The organism is Micromonospora desertarenae (genome assembly GCF_056150265.1).
This window is the reverse complement of record NZ_JAXCFQ010000004.1, coordinates 176,962-191,395: the sequence shown is the minus strand read 5'-3', so window position 1 is coordinate 191,395 and position 14,434 is coordinate 176,962. Positions and strand designations below refer to the sequence as shown.

Genomic DNA, 14,434 nt, shown 5'->3' with positions numbered 1-14,434 from the left:
CCCGGCGCCGCGCCGGACGCCCGCCATCGTTCCGTAAACGGAACAGCAGTCGTGTAGCACCATAGCGGGGTGCCGCAGCCCTCACCAACCCGCCGAACGGCCCCCGACCCGGGCGCCGCCGAGGTCGGGCGGCGGGTCCGGGCGCTCCGCGAGGAGCGCGGGATCTCGCTCTCCGCGCTGGCCCGGCTGGCCGGGGTGGGCAAGGCGACCCTCTCCGGTCTGGAGAACGGCACCCGCAACCCCACCCTGGAGACGCTCTACGCGGTGACCGCGCAGCTCGGCGTGCCGCTGACCGCCGTGCTCTCCGGGCCGGCCGCGACGCCGACCGTACGCGGCGCGGCGGTCAGCGCCACCCTGCTGGAGGTCTTCGACGACGCCGACGCCACCTACGAGCTGTACCGGATGCGGGTCGCCCCCGGCCCCGGGCAGCTCTCCCCCGCGCACCAGCCCGGCGTCACCGAGTACGTCACCGTCTTCGCCGGCGTGCTGCGCGCCGGCCCGGTGGACGCGCCGCTCACCGCGGCGGCCGGCGGGCACCTGCGCTGGACGTCGGACGTGCCGCACCTGTACGCCGCCGTCGGCGACGAGGAAGTGGCGGCCAGCCTGCTGCTCCGCTACCCGCGCCGCTGACCGGGGCCGCGCCCCCACCCCGCGGCCCGGTCAGCCGTCGACCGGCGCGGGCAGCCGGTGCCGTACCGCCCAGATCGCCACCTCGGTACGCGACGCCGCCCCGGTCTTGCGGAGCAGGTTGGACACGTGCACGGTGACCGTCCGCACCGAGATGCCCAGCTCCCGGGCCACCTGCTTGTTGGACATCCCGGCGACCAGGCAGCCGAGCACCTCCAACTCCCGCGAGGTCAACTCGACCTCCCCGCCGGCCCGGGACTCGGCCGGTGCCCGGGCCGCCGGCGCCGGTGGCCGCAGCAGTTCCGCCGGCTCCTGCCCGGCGTGCGCGGCGAGCAGCTCGGTCAGCGCGTACGGGTTGCCGCCGGTGCGCGCGCAGACCGCGCGCACCAGCGCGGCGGGCGGGCGCCTGCCGTCGTACACCTGGGTCAGCACCTCGGCGACCTCGGCCGGGCGCAGCGGGCCGAGGCGCTGGCGCACCGCGCCCGGCACCCCGCAGAGCCGGGCCAGCGCGCGGGCCGCGAGATCCGGCGCGACCGCGTCCTCGGCGGGCCGGGTGGCCACCAGCAGCAGCGCCGGCAGCTCGGCGGCGGCGGCCAGCTCGCCCAGCAGGTTCAGGCTGGCCGGGTCGAGCGCGTGCAGGTCCTCCACCACCAGCACGGCCGGGCCGGCGCCGACCAGCAGCCGGACGGTCCGCACGGCGAGCCGGAGCAGGGCGCCCGGGGCGTAGCGCTCGCGCGGCGCGGTGGGCTGCTGGGCCAGCCAGGCGAGCGCGTCCGGGGGCAGGTCGAGGGCGGCGGTGTCCCGCCCGCTGAGCACGGCGGCCAGCCAGTCGTACGGCGCCGGGTCGTGCACCCGGGCCGCGCCGGAGAGCAGCACCGCCGGCCGCGGGGCGAAGCTGTCCAGGGCGGCGGCGACCAGCAGGCTCTTGCCCACCCCGGCGTCGCCGCTGATCACCGCGACGGTCGGCGCGGAACGCCGCCCGGTGACCACGGTGGACCAGGCCCGGTCGAGCTCGGCCAGCTCACCGGCGCGCCCGACCATGGACACCGGCATCATTCCCCAACCCTACGCAGTAGTGCGTAGAGACGGCGGCAGGGTGTTCTTGGCAAGCTTGTCCCATGACGCTGATCCTCCGCTCGGCCATCCGCAACGACATCGGCCTGGTCCGGACCAACAACGAGGACTCCGCCCTCGCCGGTGACCGCCTGGTCGCGGTGGCGGACGGCATGGGCGGCCTGCCGGCGGGCGAGGTGGCGAGCGAGATCGTCATCCGGATCCTCGACGAGCTGACCCCACCGTCGACCCCCGACGAGGCCGCGGACGCGCTGCGCGCCGTGGTGAGCACCGCGAACCAGCGCATCCACGCCGCCATCACCGTCGACCCGGCGCGCGAGGGAATGGGTACGACACTGACCGCCGGCCTGCTCGCCGGGGACGCGCTGGTGCTGGCCCAGGTCGGCGACTCCCGCTGCTACCTGCTGCGCGACGGGGAGCTGAGCCAGCTCACCCGGGACGACACCTTCGTGCAGGCGCTGGTCGACCAGGGCGCGCTCTCGCCGGAGCAGGCCCGGCACCACCCGCAGCGGTCGCTGGTGACCCGGGCCGTGCAGGGCGCCGACACCCCGCCCGCGATCGGGGTGATCACCGTGGTGCCCGGTGACCGCCTGCTGCTGTGCAGCGACGGCCTCTCCGACTACGTGGCCGACCCGGAGATCGCCGCCGCGCTCACCCTCTACGCCGACCGCCAGCAGTGCGGCGAGCAGCTGGTCAAGCTCGCCCACCAGGCCGGCGCCCCGGACAACGTCACAGTGGTGGTCTCCGACGTCACCACCGCCTGATCCCGGGCCGGTGCCGGCGGCGGCCGTTGACCGGCTGGGCGGATTCCGGTTGCGCCGGCGCCCGGGTCGCGTTGGGATGATCGGATGACGGTCCGCCGGGTGACTTCCGAGGAACGACTGACCACCAGCTTCGTGCTCGGCGCGTACGCCTTCGAGGCGTCGCCGCGCACCGCGGCCCGGGCCGAGGAGTTCCGCCGCTACCTGCCCTACAACGAGGGCAACCGGACGCTGGTCGTGGAGGAGGACGGCACCACGCTGGCCGCCGCCTCGGCCATCCCGATGCGGCAGAACCTGCGCGGCGCGGTGCTGCCGATGGCCGGCGTCGCCGGGGTGGCCAGCCATCCGCTGGCCCGCCGCAAGGGGCACGTGCGGACCCTGCTGAACCAGCTCCTCGACGAGATGCGCGACGAGGGGCACCAGCTCACCGCGCTCTACCCGTTCCGGCCCTCGTTCTACGCCCGGTTCGGCTACGTCGGGCTGCCGAAGCCGCGTACCGCCACCTTCTCCCCGGCGGACCTCGGCGAGCTGCTCGCCGCCGACCTGCCCGGCGAGGTGGGCTGGGAACGGATCGGCGCCGGCTACCCGACCTGGCGCGAGTTCACCGAGCGCTGCCTGCGCGAGCGGCACGGCTTCGCGATCTTCCCGGACTACCGGGACGTCGGGCTGCGCGACCGCGACGAGCACTGGCTGCTCACCGCCCGCAGCGGCGGGACGGTGACCGGCGCGGTGACCTACCGGATCGACGACCACGGCGGCACTCTGACCGCCGACGACCTGCTGGCCACCGACCCGTACGCCCGGGCGCTGCTGTTGCAGTTCTTCGCCCGGCACGTCGACCAGGTGGCGAAGGTGACCGTCCAGCTCCCCGCCGACGAACTGCCCGAGCTGTGGCTGACCGACCTGGCCGTACAGGTCGAGGCGCGGGTGGCCCGGCCGGACTCGGCCGCCCCGATGGCCCGGCTGCTCTCGGTGGACGCGCTGGCCGGGCTGCCCGCCGGGCCGGGCCGGGTACGCGTCGAGCTGACCGGCGACCGCTGGCTGGCCGGGGCGTACCTGTTGGACGGTACGACCGGCTCGCTGGAACTGGTCACCGGGCCGGCCACCGGCACCCCGCCCAAGGCCACGCTGACCGCCGCCGGCCTCTCCGCCCTCGCGTACGGGGTGCTCGACCCGGCCGAGGTGCACCTGCGCGGGCTGGGCGACGTGCCGGCGGACGCCGCTGCCGAGCTGCGCCGGCTCTTCCCGCGCCGGTTGCCGTACCTCTTCGCCGACTTCTGACGGCGCGGCCGCGCGGCCCTGGTCCCGCTCCCCGCGGGCCGCCGGCCGGCTCCGGCCCGACCGCGCCCGAGGTGGGATGGTCCGCCACGTCCGCCGAATCGGCGCGCTCCTGGCCTGCGGGACCGCCCGATCCGGGTAGCGTCCGGCGCGTGCCGGAATCGTTGCAGGCGGGTGGATGGGGGCTGCTGGCCGGCTCCGCCCTGCTGATCGGCGCGGCGGCGGGCTGGTACGCCCGGGTGCCGCAGCGGGTCATCGCCTCGATCATGGCGTTCGGCGCCGGCACGCTGCTCTCGGCCGTCTCCTTCGAACTGATCGTCAAGGCGTACGAGCACGGCGGGGTGCTGCCGACCACGCTCGGCGCGGCCGCCGGCGCGGTGGTCTTCACGCTGGCCAACGTGCTGCTGGCCCGGCGCGGCGGGCAGCACCGCAAGCGCTCCGGCCGGCGGCAGCCCACCGAGGCCGAGCAGCCCGGCTCGGGCAACGCGATAGCGATCGGCGCGCTGCTGGACGGCATACCGGAGTCGGTGGTGATCGGGGCCAGCCTGCTCGGCGGCAAGACGGTCAGCCTGGTCACGGTGGGCGCGGTCTTCCTCAGCAACGTGCCGGAGGGGCTGTCCAGCGCGGCCGGCATGCGGCACGCCGGCCGCAGCCGCCGCTGGGTCTTCACGCTCTGGACGCTGATCGCGCTGGCCACCGCGGTGTCCGCGGTCGCCGGTCACGTCCTGCTCGGCACCGCCTCACCGGCGGCGCTGGCGGCGATCACCGCGCTGGCCGCAGGCGGCATCCTCGCCATGATCATCGACACCATGGTGCCGGAGGCGTTCGAGAACGCCCACCTGCTCGCCGGTCTCATCACGGTGGCCGGCTTCCTGCTCGCCTTCGCCGTCGCCCATCCTTAGCTCCGGGTTAAACCGTCCCGCCGGAGCGGCCCGGACGGCCGGCGGGCTCCTAGCATCACGGGGTGCACCCGAAGTCGCTGCTCGTCCTGCTCGCGTTGACCGTCGCCGCGGCGGGCCTGCCGGCCTGCGGATCGTCCGACGCGCCCCGGGTCGAACCGTCGGTGTCGGCTGGCGCGCCCGGCCCCGGCCCGGACGCCGCCCCGGCGGCCCGGGTGGGCCTCGGCGGTCCGGGGGCGAGCGCCAGCCCGAAGCCGCCCGCCGGTGGCGTGCTGAAGGCCGGCAACCCGAACGGCCGCGCCGCCGTGCCGGCGGAGGCGCGGGCGGTGGACACCTCGAAGCCGACCCGCCGGATCGGCACCGGCACCGCGGCGAGCTGCACCTCCGAGGCGGTGGTCAAGGCGGTCGCGGCCGGCGGGATCATCACCTTCGACTGCGGGCCCGACCCGGTGACCATCGCGATGAAGGCCACCGCCAAGGTACGCAACGCCAACGGGCCGAAGGTGGTGCTGGACGGCGGCGGGAAGGTCACGCTCAGCGGGCAGGGCCGGCGGCGGATCCTCTACATGAACACCTGCGACAGCGCGCAGGGCTGGACCACCTCGCACTGCCAGAACCAGGACCACCCGCAGCTCACCGTGCAGAACCTGACCTTCGCCGACGGCAACTCCACCGGGGACCGGGCCGAGGGCGGCGGCGGTGGGGCGATCTTCGTCCGGGGCGGCCGGTTCAAGGTGGTCAACTCGCGTTTCGTCCGCAACCGCTGCGACCGGACCGGCCCGGACCTGGGCGGCGCCGCCATCCGGGTGCTCAGCCAGCACGAGAACAAGCCGGTGTACGTGGTGCGCAGCACCTTCGACGGCGGCTCCTGCGCCAACGGTGGGGCGCTGAGCAGCATCGGCGTCTCCTGGACGGTGCTGAACAGCGTGTTCACCGGCAACCGGGCGGTCGGCAACGGCGCCAACCCGGCCCGGGCCGGCACCCCCGGCGGCGGCAGCGGCGGCGCGATCTACTGCGACGGCGACGAGTTCACCGTCCGGATCGCCGGCACCATCATCGAGGGCAACCGGGCGAAGGAGGGTGGCGGCGCGATCTTCTTCGTCAGCAACAACCGCACCGGCACCCTGGAGATCGAAAGCTCCACCCTCCGCCGCAACCCCAGCGACGGCTTCGAAACCCCCAACTACCCCGGCATCTTCTTCCTCGGCGCCCACCCACCCACCCTCACCTAACCCGGCCCCCGGCCTCCCGCCCGCCTCCCCCTCGCCTCCCGCCCGCCTCCCCTCGTTGATCATGAGGTTAGCGCCACGACACGCCGAGACGAGTGCCGCTAACTTCATGATCAACGGCGCGATCCGGTGGGTGGGGGGTGGGTGGGGTGGGTGGGTGGGGGGGTGGGTTAGTAGGGGTTTTGGTGGCCGGGGGGGGCGGGCGCGGAGGAGGGCGGCGGGGCGGCCGGGGAGGTGGCGGGCGGCGGACATGGGTGGGCTGGGGGTGTGGGCGCGGTCGGCCATGCCGGCGAAGAGCTCCTTCAGGGCGGCGAGCGCGTCGGTGCGGGGCTCCCAGCCCAGTTCGCGCTCGGCCCGCTCGCTGGACATCAGCGGCGCGTTCAGCGCCAGCTCCACCCAGCCGGCGTCGATCGGTTGCAGCCGCGCCCGCCAGGTCAGCGCGGCGGCGACGCGCAGCACCGGGGCGGCCACCGGCACCGTCCAGCCGTGGAAGTGCCGGGCCACCAGCTCCGGGGTCAGCACCGGGTCCGCGGCCAGGTTGAAGGGGCCGCGCGCATCACCCAGCACAGCCCGGGCGTACGCGTCGGCGACGTCGTCGGTGTGCACCGCCTGCATCCGCAGCCGAGGGTGGGTCGGCACCAGCGGGATCCGCTCGTACCTCAGCAGCCGGACCGGCGCGAACGGGCCGAGGAAGTAGCGGCTGATCTCGGTGGCGGCCTGCCGCTGGAAGTTCAACCCGGGTCGCATCCGCACCACCCGCACCGCCGGGTGCTCCCGCTCCAACCGGTCGAGCAGCGCCTCGACCTCGGCCTTGTGCCGGCTGTACGACGACCCGGGCACCCCGGTCGCCGGCCAGCGCTCGCTCACCGGGTGGTCCTTCGGGCCGGAGGCGTAGACGCCGACCGACGAGGCGTACACCAGGGCCGGGACCCCGGCCCGGGCCAGCGCGTCGAACACCGCCCGGCTGCCCTCGACGTTGGTCCGCCGCAGCACCCGCTGGTCGTGGCTGGGCTGGATCTGCCAGGCCAGGTGCACCACCGCGTCCGCCCCGGCGAACACCTCGGCGAGTTGCCCGGCCGCGCCGGGCTGGCCGATGTCGCAGGAGTGCCACTCCACCTGGTCGTACGGCTCACCGGCGTCCGGGCCGGGCAGCCGGCGGACCACCCCGGCCAGCTCTACGCCACGCTCGCGGCGCAGCCGCCGCAACAGGGCGGTACCCGCGTTGCCGGTCGCCCCCACCACCACGATCCGCATGCCCGACCCGTACCCGGTCAGCCGCCCATCAACCGCCCGTCTTCGCCACCTGCCGGCCCGTGGCCTCGGCGTGCTCCGCTCGCTCTCCCGGCTCGCTGCGGCAAACCTCGCGCCCGGGCCGGACCCCTGGTCGGGACACTCCCTGGACGCCCCGGTGATCCCGCCGCCCGGCGGCAAGCGCGCTGGGCCGGACAGCGGAGGAGCGGCCGTCAGGGCCGGGGAGCGTGGCGGACCCAGGCGCGCTTCTCGTCCCGTCGCCGGCCGGCGGTGGCGGCCAGGCAGCGCGGGCAGATCCAGCCGACCGGGTCGGCCTCGGTGAGCTGGTCGGTGCCCGAGTAGTCGAACCGCACGTGCGGGAAGCGGCGCAGCCGGGTACGGCTCAACGGCAGCCCGCAGACGGTCTGGTTCTGCCCCGGCAGCCAGGCGTGCACCTCGCCGCCCGGCTCCCGTACGCCATCCGGGCCGATCTCCTCGCTGGACGCCGCCACTGCCGGGGTGCTGCTCATCCTCATGCCGGTACGGTTCCCCGCCCGGCCTCCCCCATGCCCGTCCCGGACGACCGCGGGGGAAGCCGGGCCGGTGGTTCGGGAGCGACGTGCGGCGTTGGCCGGCGCCCGCTGCCCGCCGGGAGCGGCGCGGCGGGCGAGAGTCGCATCGACACGATGTCCGGTAACCTGAGCGCGCGGGCCGCTAGCTCAATGGCAGAGCTGTGGACTTTTAATCCATAGGTTCAGGGTTCGAGTCCCTGGCGGCCCACTTTTCCCCAGCTCAGCGACCCTTTGCGGGGTCGCTGTCTTTGTCAGCACGGCTCGTACAGCAGCAAAGTACAGCAGTAGCCGCCTCACCGGTCCAGTGCGCTGCCGAGTCGCTTGAGCGCGTCGCGGGTGGCCGCCGAGGAGACGACCGTGTAGATCTCCATGGTGATGGCGAACTGCGCGTGCCGGAGGATCTGCATCGCCACCCGGGGATGCACGTCCAGGTCCGCCAGGAGGGACGCGCAGGTACGGCGGGCATCCCGGACCGTGATCCGCCGGACCCCGGCCGCGTCGCAGCGCCGATCCCAGAAGCGGTTGAAGTTGCGCGGCTCGACCGGCCGGCCGTAGCGGGTAGTGAAGATCAGGTCGGAGGGCTGCCAGGCCGGGCCGGCAGTGTCCCGGGCAGCGGTCTGCGCAGCGCGACGGCGGCCGAGCGCCACGGTGCAGATGTCCGGCAGCGGCAAGGTGGCGTCCGATGCGGCCGTCTTCGTCTCCCGGTGCAGCAGTTCGGCACCGACTCGCTGGAGCTGCCGATCGATGGTCAGCTCCCCCGCGTCGAGGTCGACGTCGGCCCAGGTGAGCCCCAACATCTCACCCTTGCGCAGACCGAGCACCAGGACCAGGACGTACGCGGCGTAGAGCGGGTCGTCGTCGGCGCGGGCCGACTCCAGGAAGCGGCGGGCCTCGTCGCTCGTCCACGCCTTCCGCTTGCGCTTCCGTACCGGCGGCAGCTTCACCAGGGATGCGACGTTGCGGGAGATCAGCCCTTCGGTGATCGCCTGGGACAGCAGCGTCCGGAGGACGGTCCGCAGGTGCGTGACGCTGGTTGCCGAAGGCAGATCCTGGCAGCAGCGACCGAGGGCACAGCAACGACGCTGGGCAGGCTTGCGCCGCTCGTCCTTGCCCTGGGCGCAGCACTGGCAGGTCCGCCCCACCTCGTTGATCCATGTCTGGACATCGCTGACCCGGAGCTTGTCGAGGCGCTTCCGACCCAGCCCCGGCACGAGGTAGAGCCGGACCACCACCTCGTAGGTGACGTAGCTGCCCGGGGCGAGGTATGGCTTGACGATCTCGCGTAGCCAGTAGCTGGCGTACTCCCCTACCGTCGGGGAGCGGGTCGCCACCGGGCCGGCCTTGGCTTGCCCGTGCAGCTTGATCCACTTGTCGTGGACCTCCTCGCGGGTCTTGCCGTAGACCCACTTCCGGCCCCGCTTGCCGTCCGGCTTCTCCACCCAGACGTACGCGGCGAAGCCGTTGCGGTACGGGAAGATCGACCCCTCACCGTTGGCACGGGCGCGTCCCGGCATCAGGCAGCCTCCTGGCGTTCGACCTGCTCGCGGATGTAGTCGTCGACCCATTCGGGGAGGATGCGGCGGTACTTGCCGTCCTTGATGGAACGCAGCTCGCCGGTGGCGATCTTCATCTTGACCTTGGAGATGCCGAAGCCGAGCAACACGGCGACCTCTGCGGGCGAGTACCAGCGGGGGCGGAGGTCGTGGGTCATGCGGCGGCTCCGGTGAGCCAGGCTTCGTGAGCGAGTTCTTCCCGGCCGATGCGTCTGCTTTCGCGTCGCTGTCTTGCGGCGGTGTTGGCGAGCAAGGCGTCGCCTTCGGTGAGCCAGCCAGCCCCGATGTAGGTGAGGGTGCCGACGGTGATGGAGTCGGCGGGCTCGTAGTCCTCGCTGCGGCGGTAGGTGGCGCGGGTGTCGCGCAGCAGGGCGAAGGTGACGGAGTAGCGGCGGGCTTTGGTGAGGAAGTGGCCGCCGAAGCCGAGCATGTGTGCCCAGCGGCGCAAGCCGCCGTAGATATTGGGTTTGGCGTCAAGGCCGTCTTGACGGTCGTTGGCGGTTGCGGCGCCGCTGCTGGTGTCGGTGTGGGTGGGGCGGCCGAGGTGCCAGCAGGCGTCAATGAGGCGGGCGAGGTGGTCGCCTTCGGGATCGGCGTAGTCGTCGATCGTGGCAGGGGTGAGCCGGGCGGACGAGTGGCCCGTGGCTTCGGTGGCCTTGGTGGCGTACTTGGCGAGGTAGGCGGCCACCTTGCCGTCGGACAGCTCACCGCCAGCGGTGTTGATGCGCCGCACGTCCACCTGCTCACCCCAGGCGACCAACCAGCCTTCGGGCTGGTCGGGGTGCGGGGGCGTGGTGACGGTGATCTGCCGGGCGGCGACGTGGATCGCGTCTTCCAGGTCGTCGACGGTGATTCCGGCTGGTGGCGGCACGAGGGCGTCCCGGTCGTCGGGGTCGACGCCGTCGAGGCGTAGCAGGACGTGGAAGTGCACGGCGGCCCGGCGCTGCATCTCGGCGACCTTGCCGTGCGACACCCGCACGGGTGGCACCCAGCGGACGTGGCCCGAGGCGGTGACGACCTGGACGAACGGGATGCCGCGCTTGCGGCAGACGGCGGCGAGGCGGCGGTCGGCGGCCTGCTTGGTGCGCCGCCACAGCTCGCCGGAGAAGTAGTTCCAGACGACCTGGTGGGCGTGGTCGTAGCAGTCGAGGCACAGCGGCTGGCCGAGCCGCGGGTCGTCGGCGTCGTGGCGGGCGAAGCACGCCGCGGGCCGCCCGTGTGGGCAGGTGCCGGCGTTGCTGCGGGCGCGGCAGGGCGCGGGTCGGCAGTCGCAGCGCTGCCGGCTGCGGCAGGTGTGGCGCGGGACGTGCCGGTGGTGGACCGGGCCGAAGGAGGGGGCGGTGAAGGTGGCAAAAACGACCGGGTGGCGGCCGACCGAGTCAGGCACGCCCTTACCGCCGGTCAGACCGCGACAGACGACTTGGTAGGCGTCGCCCTGGTAGAGCCAGGCGCAGTCCGGGCACACCGATTCGCGGCGGTTGCCGCACGCCTTGTAGAGCGTCCGGTCGGGCAGTTCGTCGGTGTGCAGCTGGCCGGTGATGCGGCCGGTGTCTCGGTCGACGGCGGCGATGGTGCCGGTGAGGCGGATCGGGCGGGCGCAGCCGCCGGCAGGGCGGGTGTGCTACAGCCAGCCGGAGAACTCCGGAGATGCTGCCCGGTGCAGGACCTGGGCGTCACGGCCGACCGCGAGGCCGGGCCGGTAGATGCTGAGCGGGGTGGACACGACTGTCTCCTCATCAGGGGGTGGCAGGGACGGGAGACGAAGAACCACCAGCCGTGGACGTCGGTCCGCTGGTGGTGTTCGTCGTGTCTCCTGGCACCGCCGAGAGGGCGGCTGACGCCGGAGGGCGGAATCGTGGTGGTGCCACTTCCCGCCGATGGGTTCGTGTCCTTTCACGTTTGTGGACTCGGTGAACGGGCCGGCACGGGTGGGGAGCCTGGGATATCGGCATCCGGCGGGGTTGCCGCAGGCTGCCCCCACCCGTGGAGATGTGCGAATCCGGGCCATCGTGGACGGCAGGGAAGACCGTGCTGGGCCGCTCAGCGGAATCGGGATACCGGCACTGCGGCCGGTGCGATCGAGAGCCGGCGGGACATGGCCCGCATCAGCGGCAGGAAGACTGCTCGGCATCTCCGAGGTCGGGTCCAGCGATCCGGCAGGAAGGCCGCGCTGGCGTGCTCGACGAGCGCCAGAGTAGCACCGGGTACCGACACGTCAACCCGCCGTGACCCCTCCGCGTAGGCGGGACGGCCGGCTGCCGGCCGGTGTGGGAGGACTTTCTGTACGTCTATCAAGGCGGCCCTTGACGGGCCGCACGCGCCGCCGCCCTGGGCGCGCGCCGGCCGCTGCCGCTGTCGCTCTGCGGCCGTCACGCCTGATGCCCGGCGGCTGGCGCGGACAGCGGGAAGCCCGGGGCCGCCGCAGAACGACAGACGTTGACCGGTGGGTGTGGTGGGCCGGCAGCCGGCCGGGCCGCGCGGCCACGAGCCCGCGCGGCGTAGGGAAGCGGACGCCGGCCGCGTCGGCGAGCTGGCGGCGGTCACGGGTCGCGCTTACTGCGCCTCCGGCGGGGGCGCTCCGGCTCCAGGATGGCAGGGGCTCCGTCGGCGGGTCGCGGTCCGTGGGTGGTTGCGGAAGGGAGCCATCCCGCCCGCCATCGACCCGGGACGAGCCGAGCAGACCACCGCCCGACCCGCCAGCGCCCGAACTTGCGTCAAGGTCCGCTTGACGTGGCGGGCCGGGCGGCGGCCCGCTCCCCAGGAGGGCGGGTCGATGGCAGACGGGATGGGCTAGACGCAGGCGCGGTGGCCGGAAGATGTCCGCCACGCATTAGAGCGCGTCCGGCAGAGAGCCAGGCATGGATTGCTGGACCTGAAATCGGAATCGAACCCTCGTCACGTCTTCGAACAATCGAAATAAACGCCCCCTCAAGCCGGCCCCCTACTATTGCTCCGTGAACAATAAAAGGCTTGAGCTCCTCAGGTTGAGGGGGCACTTTCACAAGGATGATTGACTCACCTTGCTTGACCTCTACGACTCCGACCTCAAGCTCGTTGATCGGCGGATAAACCCGCCGGTCGATTGTCGACCTGTAGCGAGAGGCTGCATTCTTGGGGGTATTAAGGACTGGCGTGATGCGAGATATTACTTCCTCGCCCCGGACGCGCTTAGTTCGCATGCCGATTACGAGAATCCCGCCCTTTTCGGCGTTTGCAAACCTGGCGACGTCCTGAGCTAGCTCAATCTTGCCGGCCTCGTCCTCTAATGAGTACCCCTGCGACTTGACTTCAAGGGTCGCGGACTCTGGCTGCCCCACCACCACGCTGAACTTGCCTGAACGCAGGAGGTCCCATAGTGCCTGCATCTGGGGGCTGTCGCGGCCCTCAAGTGTACGCATCAAGTCCGATAGTTCATCCGCCAGCAGAAGGGCCTGCCCGACAGACCTGCCTCGCCGATCAATGTCGACACGAACATGCCAAATGCAATATTTGTCGACACCCTCAAGCTCAACTTCTCTTAGGTCCGCCGAGTGCCTTTCCAGCAGATGGCTTACCGAAGTGACGACGTCATACTCTTCTAGGTCCGCCTCAAGGTACAGGCTCAATTCTAAAACGAGGCTCTTCGACTCCATCAAGTGGATAGTGTAGCCCGAATATGGAATGTAATCCTCGTAGGCTAAGTCCTCCTCAACTTCAGTGAAGTAAAGCGTAATAACGGGAGCATCGCGCCCCCGAACATGCTCAGGAATCAGTCCATGGTCCTCGGCGGCGGCAACAAGTGCACGCCTAAGAGATGCGAGGGAAACGTTTGCCATGGCTTCGCGAGGGGCGACAAAATCTGCGGCATCGTTTTGCCGTACGGCGAAACCGTCGCTAGTTACTAACGCCACGCGATACGGTCGCCAGTTGGGCAAGTATCGGATCTGGCTCAACGGCACCTGATCACGATGACATGGTTCCCTGGTCCTGTCAGTCCGCTGGGCGAGGCGTCGCGCTGGCCCGTCGTGGACCGTCTGGGCCGCCAGTAGGCCGCAAGACGCCGACCAAAGCCGACCAGCAGTGTGCTCAGAACCTGTAAGCGAGAAGCCAGAGCGGGCCGGAGGCGCGTCGGGTTCGGGCGGGTCAACGAGGACCAGGTCCAGGTCCAGGCCGTCGGAGGCCGATCGTGAGCTACCAACGGCGCGCTATTTGCAAAGATGACCGAAAGTCGCTGTTCGGGCAAAAGGGAGAGCGCTCGCCGTTGATCCGGGAATTCCCTAAGCTGGCCGGCATGTCTCCGCAGAACCCCCGGCTTGATCCGGACCTCGTCAGCAACGCACTCGGCGCAGACGCCTCCCTTCTCGGAGTGGGCACCTTTGGTGACACTTGGAAGGTAGGAGACCGGGCTATCAAGATTCTGTGCGGAGCACCCGCTGACCCGCGCCGTGTCGAACGCGAGGTGGAAGCGCTGCAGCGCGTCAGCCATCAGAACGTGGTTGGCCTCTACGCTCTGACTGACTTGTCTATCGGCGACCGCTCCTACCCGGCGCTTGAGTTCGAATACATCGCCGGCGGCGACATTGCTGAGAGGATCAATAAGCAGGAGTGGCCTGATCAGGACGAGGCGGAACACCTGCTCACGGCCCTCCTCGCGGGTTTGCATGAGTTGCATGAGAGCGGCACGATTCATCGCGACTTGAAACCAGCGAATGTTGCACTACGGAACGGCGACTGGCGCAATCCCGTGATTCTCGACCTCGGACTTTCGAAGCAAGTTGACGCAGCCACGTTGACCGTCTATCCAGGAATTCTAGGCACGCCGCTGTACATGGCGCCGGAACAGTTGCGAAGCCAGCCCGCGCACAAGGCAAGCGACCTGTTCGCTGTAGGTGTGATGGTGCATCAATTGCTGAACCGGCAGCATCCTTTTTATGACGAAGGGGTGGCCTACGACTTTGACGGCATGCTGGAAGCCGTGGAGGGCGGGCCGCGCCCGCTACCTGCGTCGACGGCCGAGGGGTTGCATCGCGTCTTAGATCGACTACTCTCTGTTCAAGCTCACAAACGAGGCAGCACCCGGAGCAACCTCCGGATCTTGAGTCAGTCCTGAGGGGAGGAAGCCTGTGGGGGGCTTGGGGGAGGAATGGCCTGATGACTATCCGTGGGATGAGCTTGACGAAATAGATGACAGCAGCTCGGACAGCCTGCCACCAGTTCAGTACGAGGTAATGG

Annotated in this window: 11 protein-coding genes, 1 tRNA gene and 2 pseudogenes; 7 read left to right on the top strand and 7 right to left on the bottom strand. The window is 71.4% G+C overall.

Translation table 11 applies throughout. From position 1 onward, the window contains the following. Window positions 1–69: 69 nt before the first annotated feature. Window positions 70–630 (top strand): helix-turn-helix domain-containing protein, encoded by a 561-nt coding sequence (locus SM577_RS09655; RefSeq protein ID WP_474586728.1) that lies wholly within the window; start codon window positions 70–72, stop codon window positions 628–630. A gap of 30 nt (window positions 631–660) precedes the next feature. Here SM577_RS09655 and SM577_RS09650 read toward each other — a convergent pair whose 3' ends face one another. Continuing rightward, window positions 661–1,683, bottom strand: a complete 1,023-nt coding sequence (locus SM577_RS09650; RefSeq protein ID WP_474582695.1) for a LuxR C-terminal-related transcriptional regulator — start codon at window positions 1,681–1,683, stop codon at window positions 661–663. A gap of 62 nt (window positions 1,684–1,745) precedes the next feature. On the opposite strand from SM577_RS09650, the gene SM577_RS09645 reads away from it, so the two are divergent. The 4 genes from SM577_RS09645 to SM577_RS09630 all read left to right on the top strand — a co-directional run bounded on the left by SM577_RS09645 (window position 1,746) and on the right by SM577_RS09630 (window position 5,871). Next, window positions 1,746–2,465, top strand: a complete 720-nt coding sequence (locus SM577_RS09645) for a PP2C family protein-serine/threonine phosphatase (RefSeq protein ID WP_474582696.1) — start codon at window positions 1,746–1,748, stop codon at window positions 2,463–2,465. 84 nt (window positions 2,466–2,549) lie between these two features. Continuing rightward, window positions 2,550–3,743, top strand: a complete 1,194-nt coding sequence (locus SM577_RS09640; protein WP_474586727.1) for a GNAT family N-acetyltransferase — start codon at window positions 2,550–2,552, stop codon at window positions 3,741–3,743. Between the two features lie 149 nt (window positions 3,744–3,892). Then, complete coding sequence (locus SM577_RS09635; protein WP_474582698.1) at window positions 3,893–4,642, top strand: ZIP family metal transporter; 750 nt, start codon at window positions 3,893–3,895, stop codon at window positions 4,640–4,642. Between the two features lie 62 nt (window positions 4,643–4,704). Continuing rightward, entirely contained in the window at window positions 4,705–5,871 is a 1,167-nt protein-coding gene (locus tag SM577_RS09630; protein WP_474586726.1) for a hypothetical protein, read from the top strand. Between the two features lie 618 nt (window positions 5,872–6,489). Here SM577_RS09630 and SM577_RS09625 read toward each other — a convergent pair. Both SM577_RS09625 and SM577_RS09620 read right to left on the bottom strand, forming a co-directional pair. After that, window positions 6,490–7,122, bottom strand: a pseudogene (locus SM577_RS09625) (NAD-dependent epimerase/dehydratase family protein); the annotation flags it as partial. A gap of 209 nt (window positions 7,123–7,331) precedes the next feature. Further along, window positions 7,332–7,634 carry a hypothetical protein gene (locus SM577_RS09620; RefSeq protein ID WP_302920989.1) on the bottom strand — a complete coding sequence of 101 codons (303 nt, stop codon included), beginning with the start codon at window positions 7,632–7,634 and terminating at the stop codon, window positions 7,332–7,334. 172 nt (window positions 7,635–7,806) lie between these two features. Here SM577_RS09620 and SM577_RS09615 point away from each other — a divergent pair. Beyond that, window positions 7,807–7,878: transfer RNA gene (locus SM577_RS09615), tRNA-Lys, on the top strand. Between the two features lie 85 nt (window positions 7,879–7,963). On the opposite strand, the gene SM577_RS09610 is transcribed toward SM577_RS09615, so the two are convergent. The 4 genes and pseudogenes from SM577_RS09610 to SM577_RS09595 form a co-directional block, all read right to left on the bottom strand. Further along, window positions 7,964–9,184 (bottom strand): tyrosine-type recombinase/integrase, encoded by a 1,221-nt coding sequence (locus SM577_RS09610; protein ID WP_474586725.1) that lies wholly within the window; start codon window positions 9,182–9,184, stop codon window positions 7,964–7,966. Continuing rightward, window positions 9,184–9,381, bottom strand: a complete 198-nt coding sequence (locus SM577_RS09605; protein WP_107075187.1) for an excisionase family DNA-binding protein — start codon at window positions 9,379–9,381, stop codon at window positions 9,184–9,186. The genes SM577_RS09610 and SM577_RS09605 overlap by 1 nt, the downstream gene beginning before the upstream one ends. Continuing rightward, a pseudogene (locus tag SM577_RS09600) lies at window positions 9,378–10,946 on the bottom strand (replication initiator). Before SM577_RS09600 ends, SM577_RS09605 begins: the two are co-directional and overlap by 4 nt. 991 nt (window positions 10,947–11,937) lie before the next feature. After that, window positions 11,938–13,161, bottom strand: a complete 1,224-nt coding sequence (locus SM577_RS09595) for an AlbA family DNA-binding domain-containing protein (RefSeq protein WP_474586724.1) — start codon at window positions 13,159–13,161, stop codon at window positions 11,938–11,940. A gap of 227 nt (window positions 13,162–13,388) precedes the next feature. Here SM577_RS09595 and SM577_RS09590 point away from each other — a divergent pair, with 227 nt between their 5' ends. Then, a complete protein-coding gene (locus SM577_RS09590) occupies window positions 13,389–14,312 on the top strand; it encodes a serine/threonine-protein kinase (RefSeq protein ID WP_474586723.1) in 924 nt (307 codons plus the stop codon). Window positions 14,313–14,434: the final 122 nt, after the last annotated feature.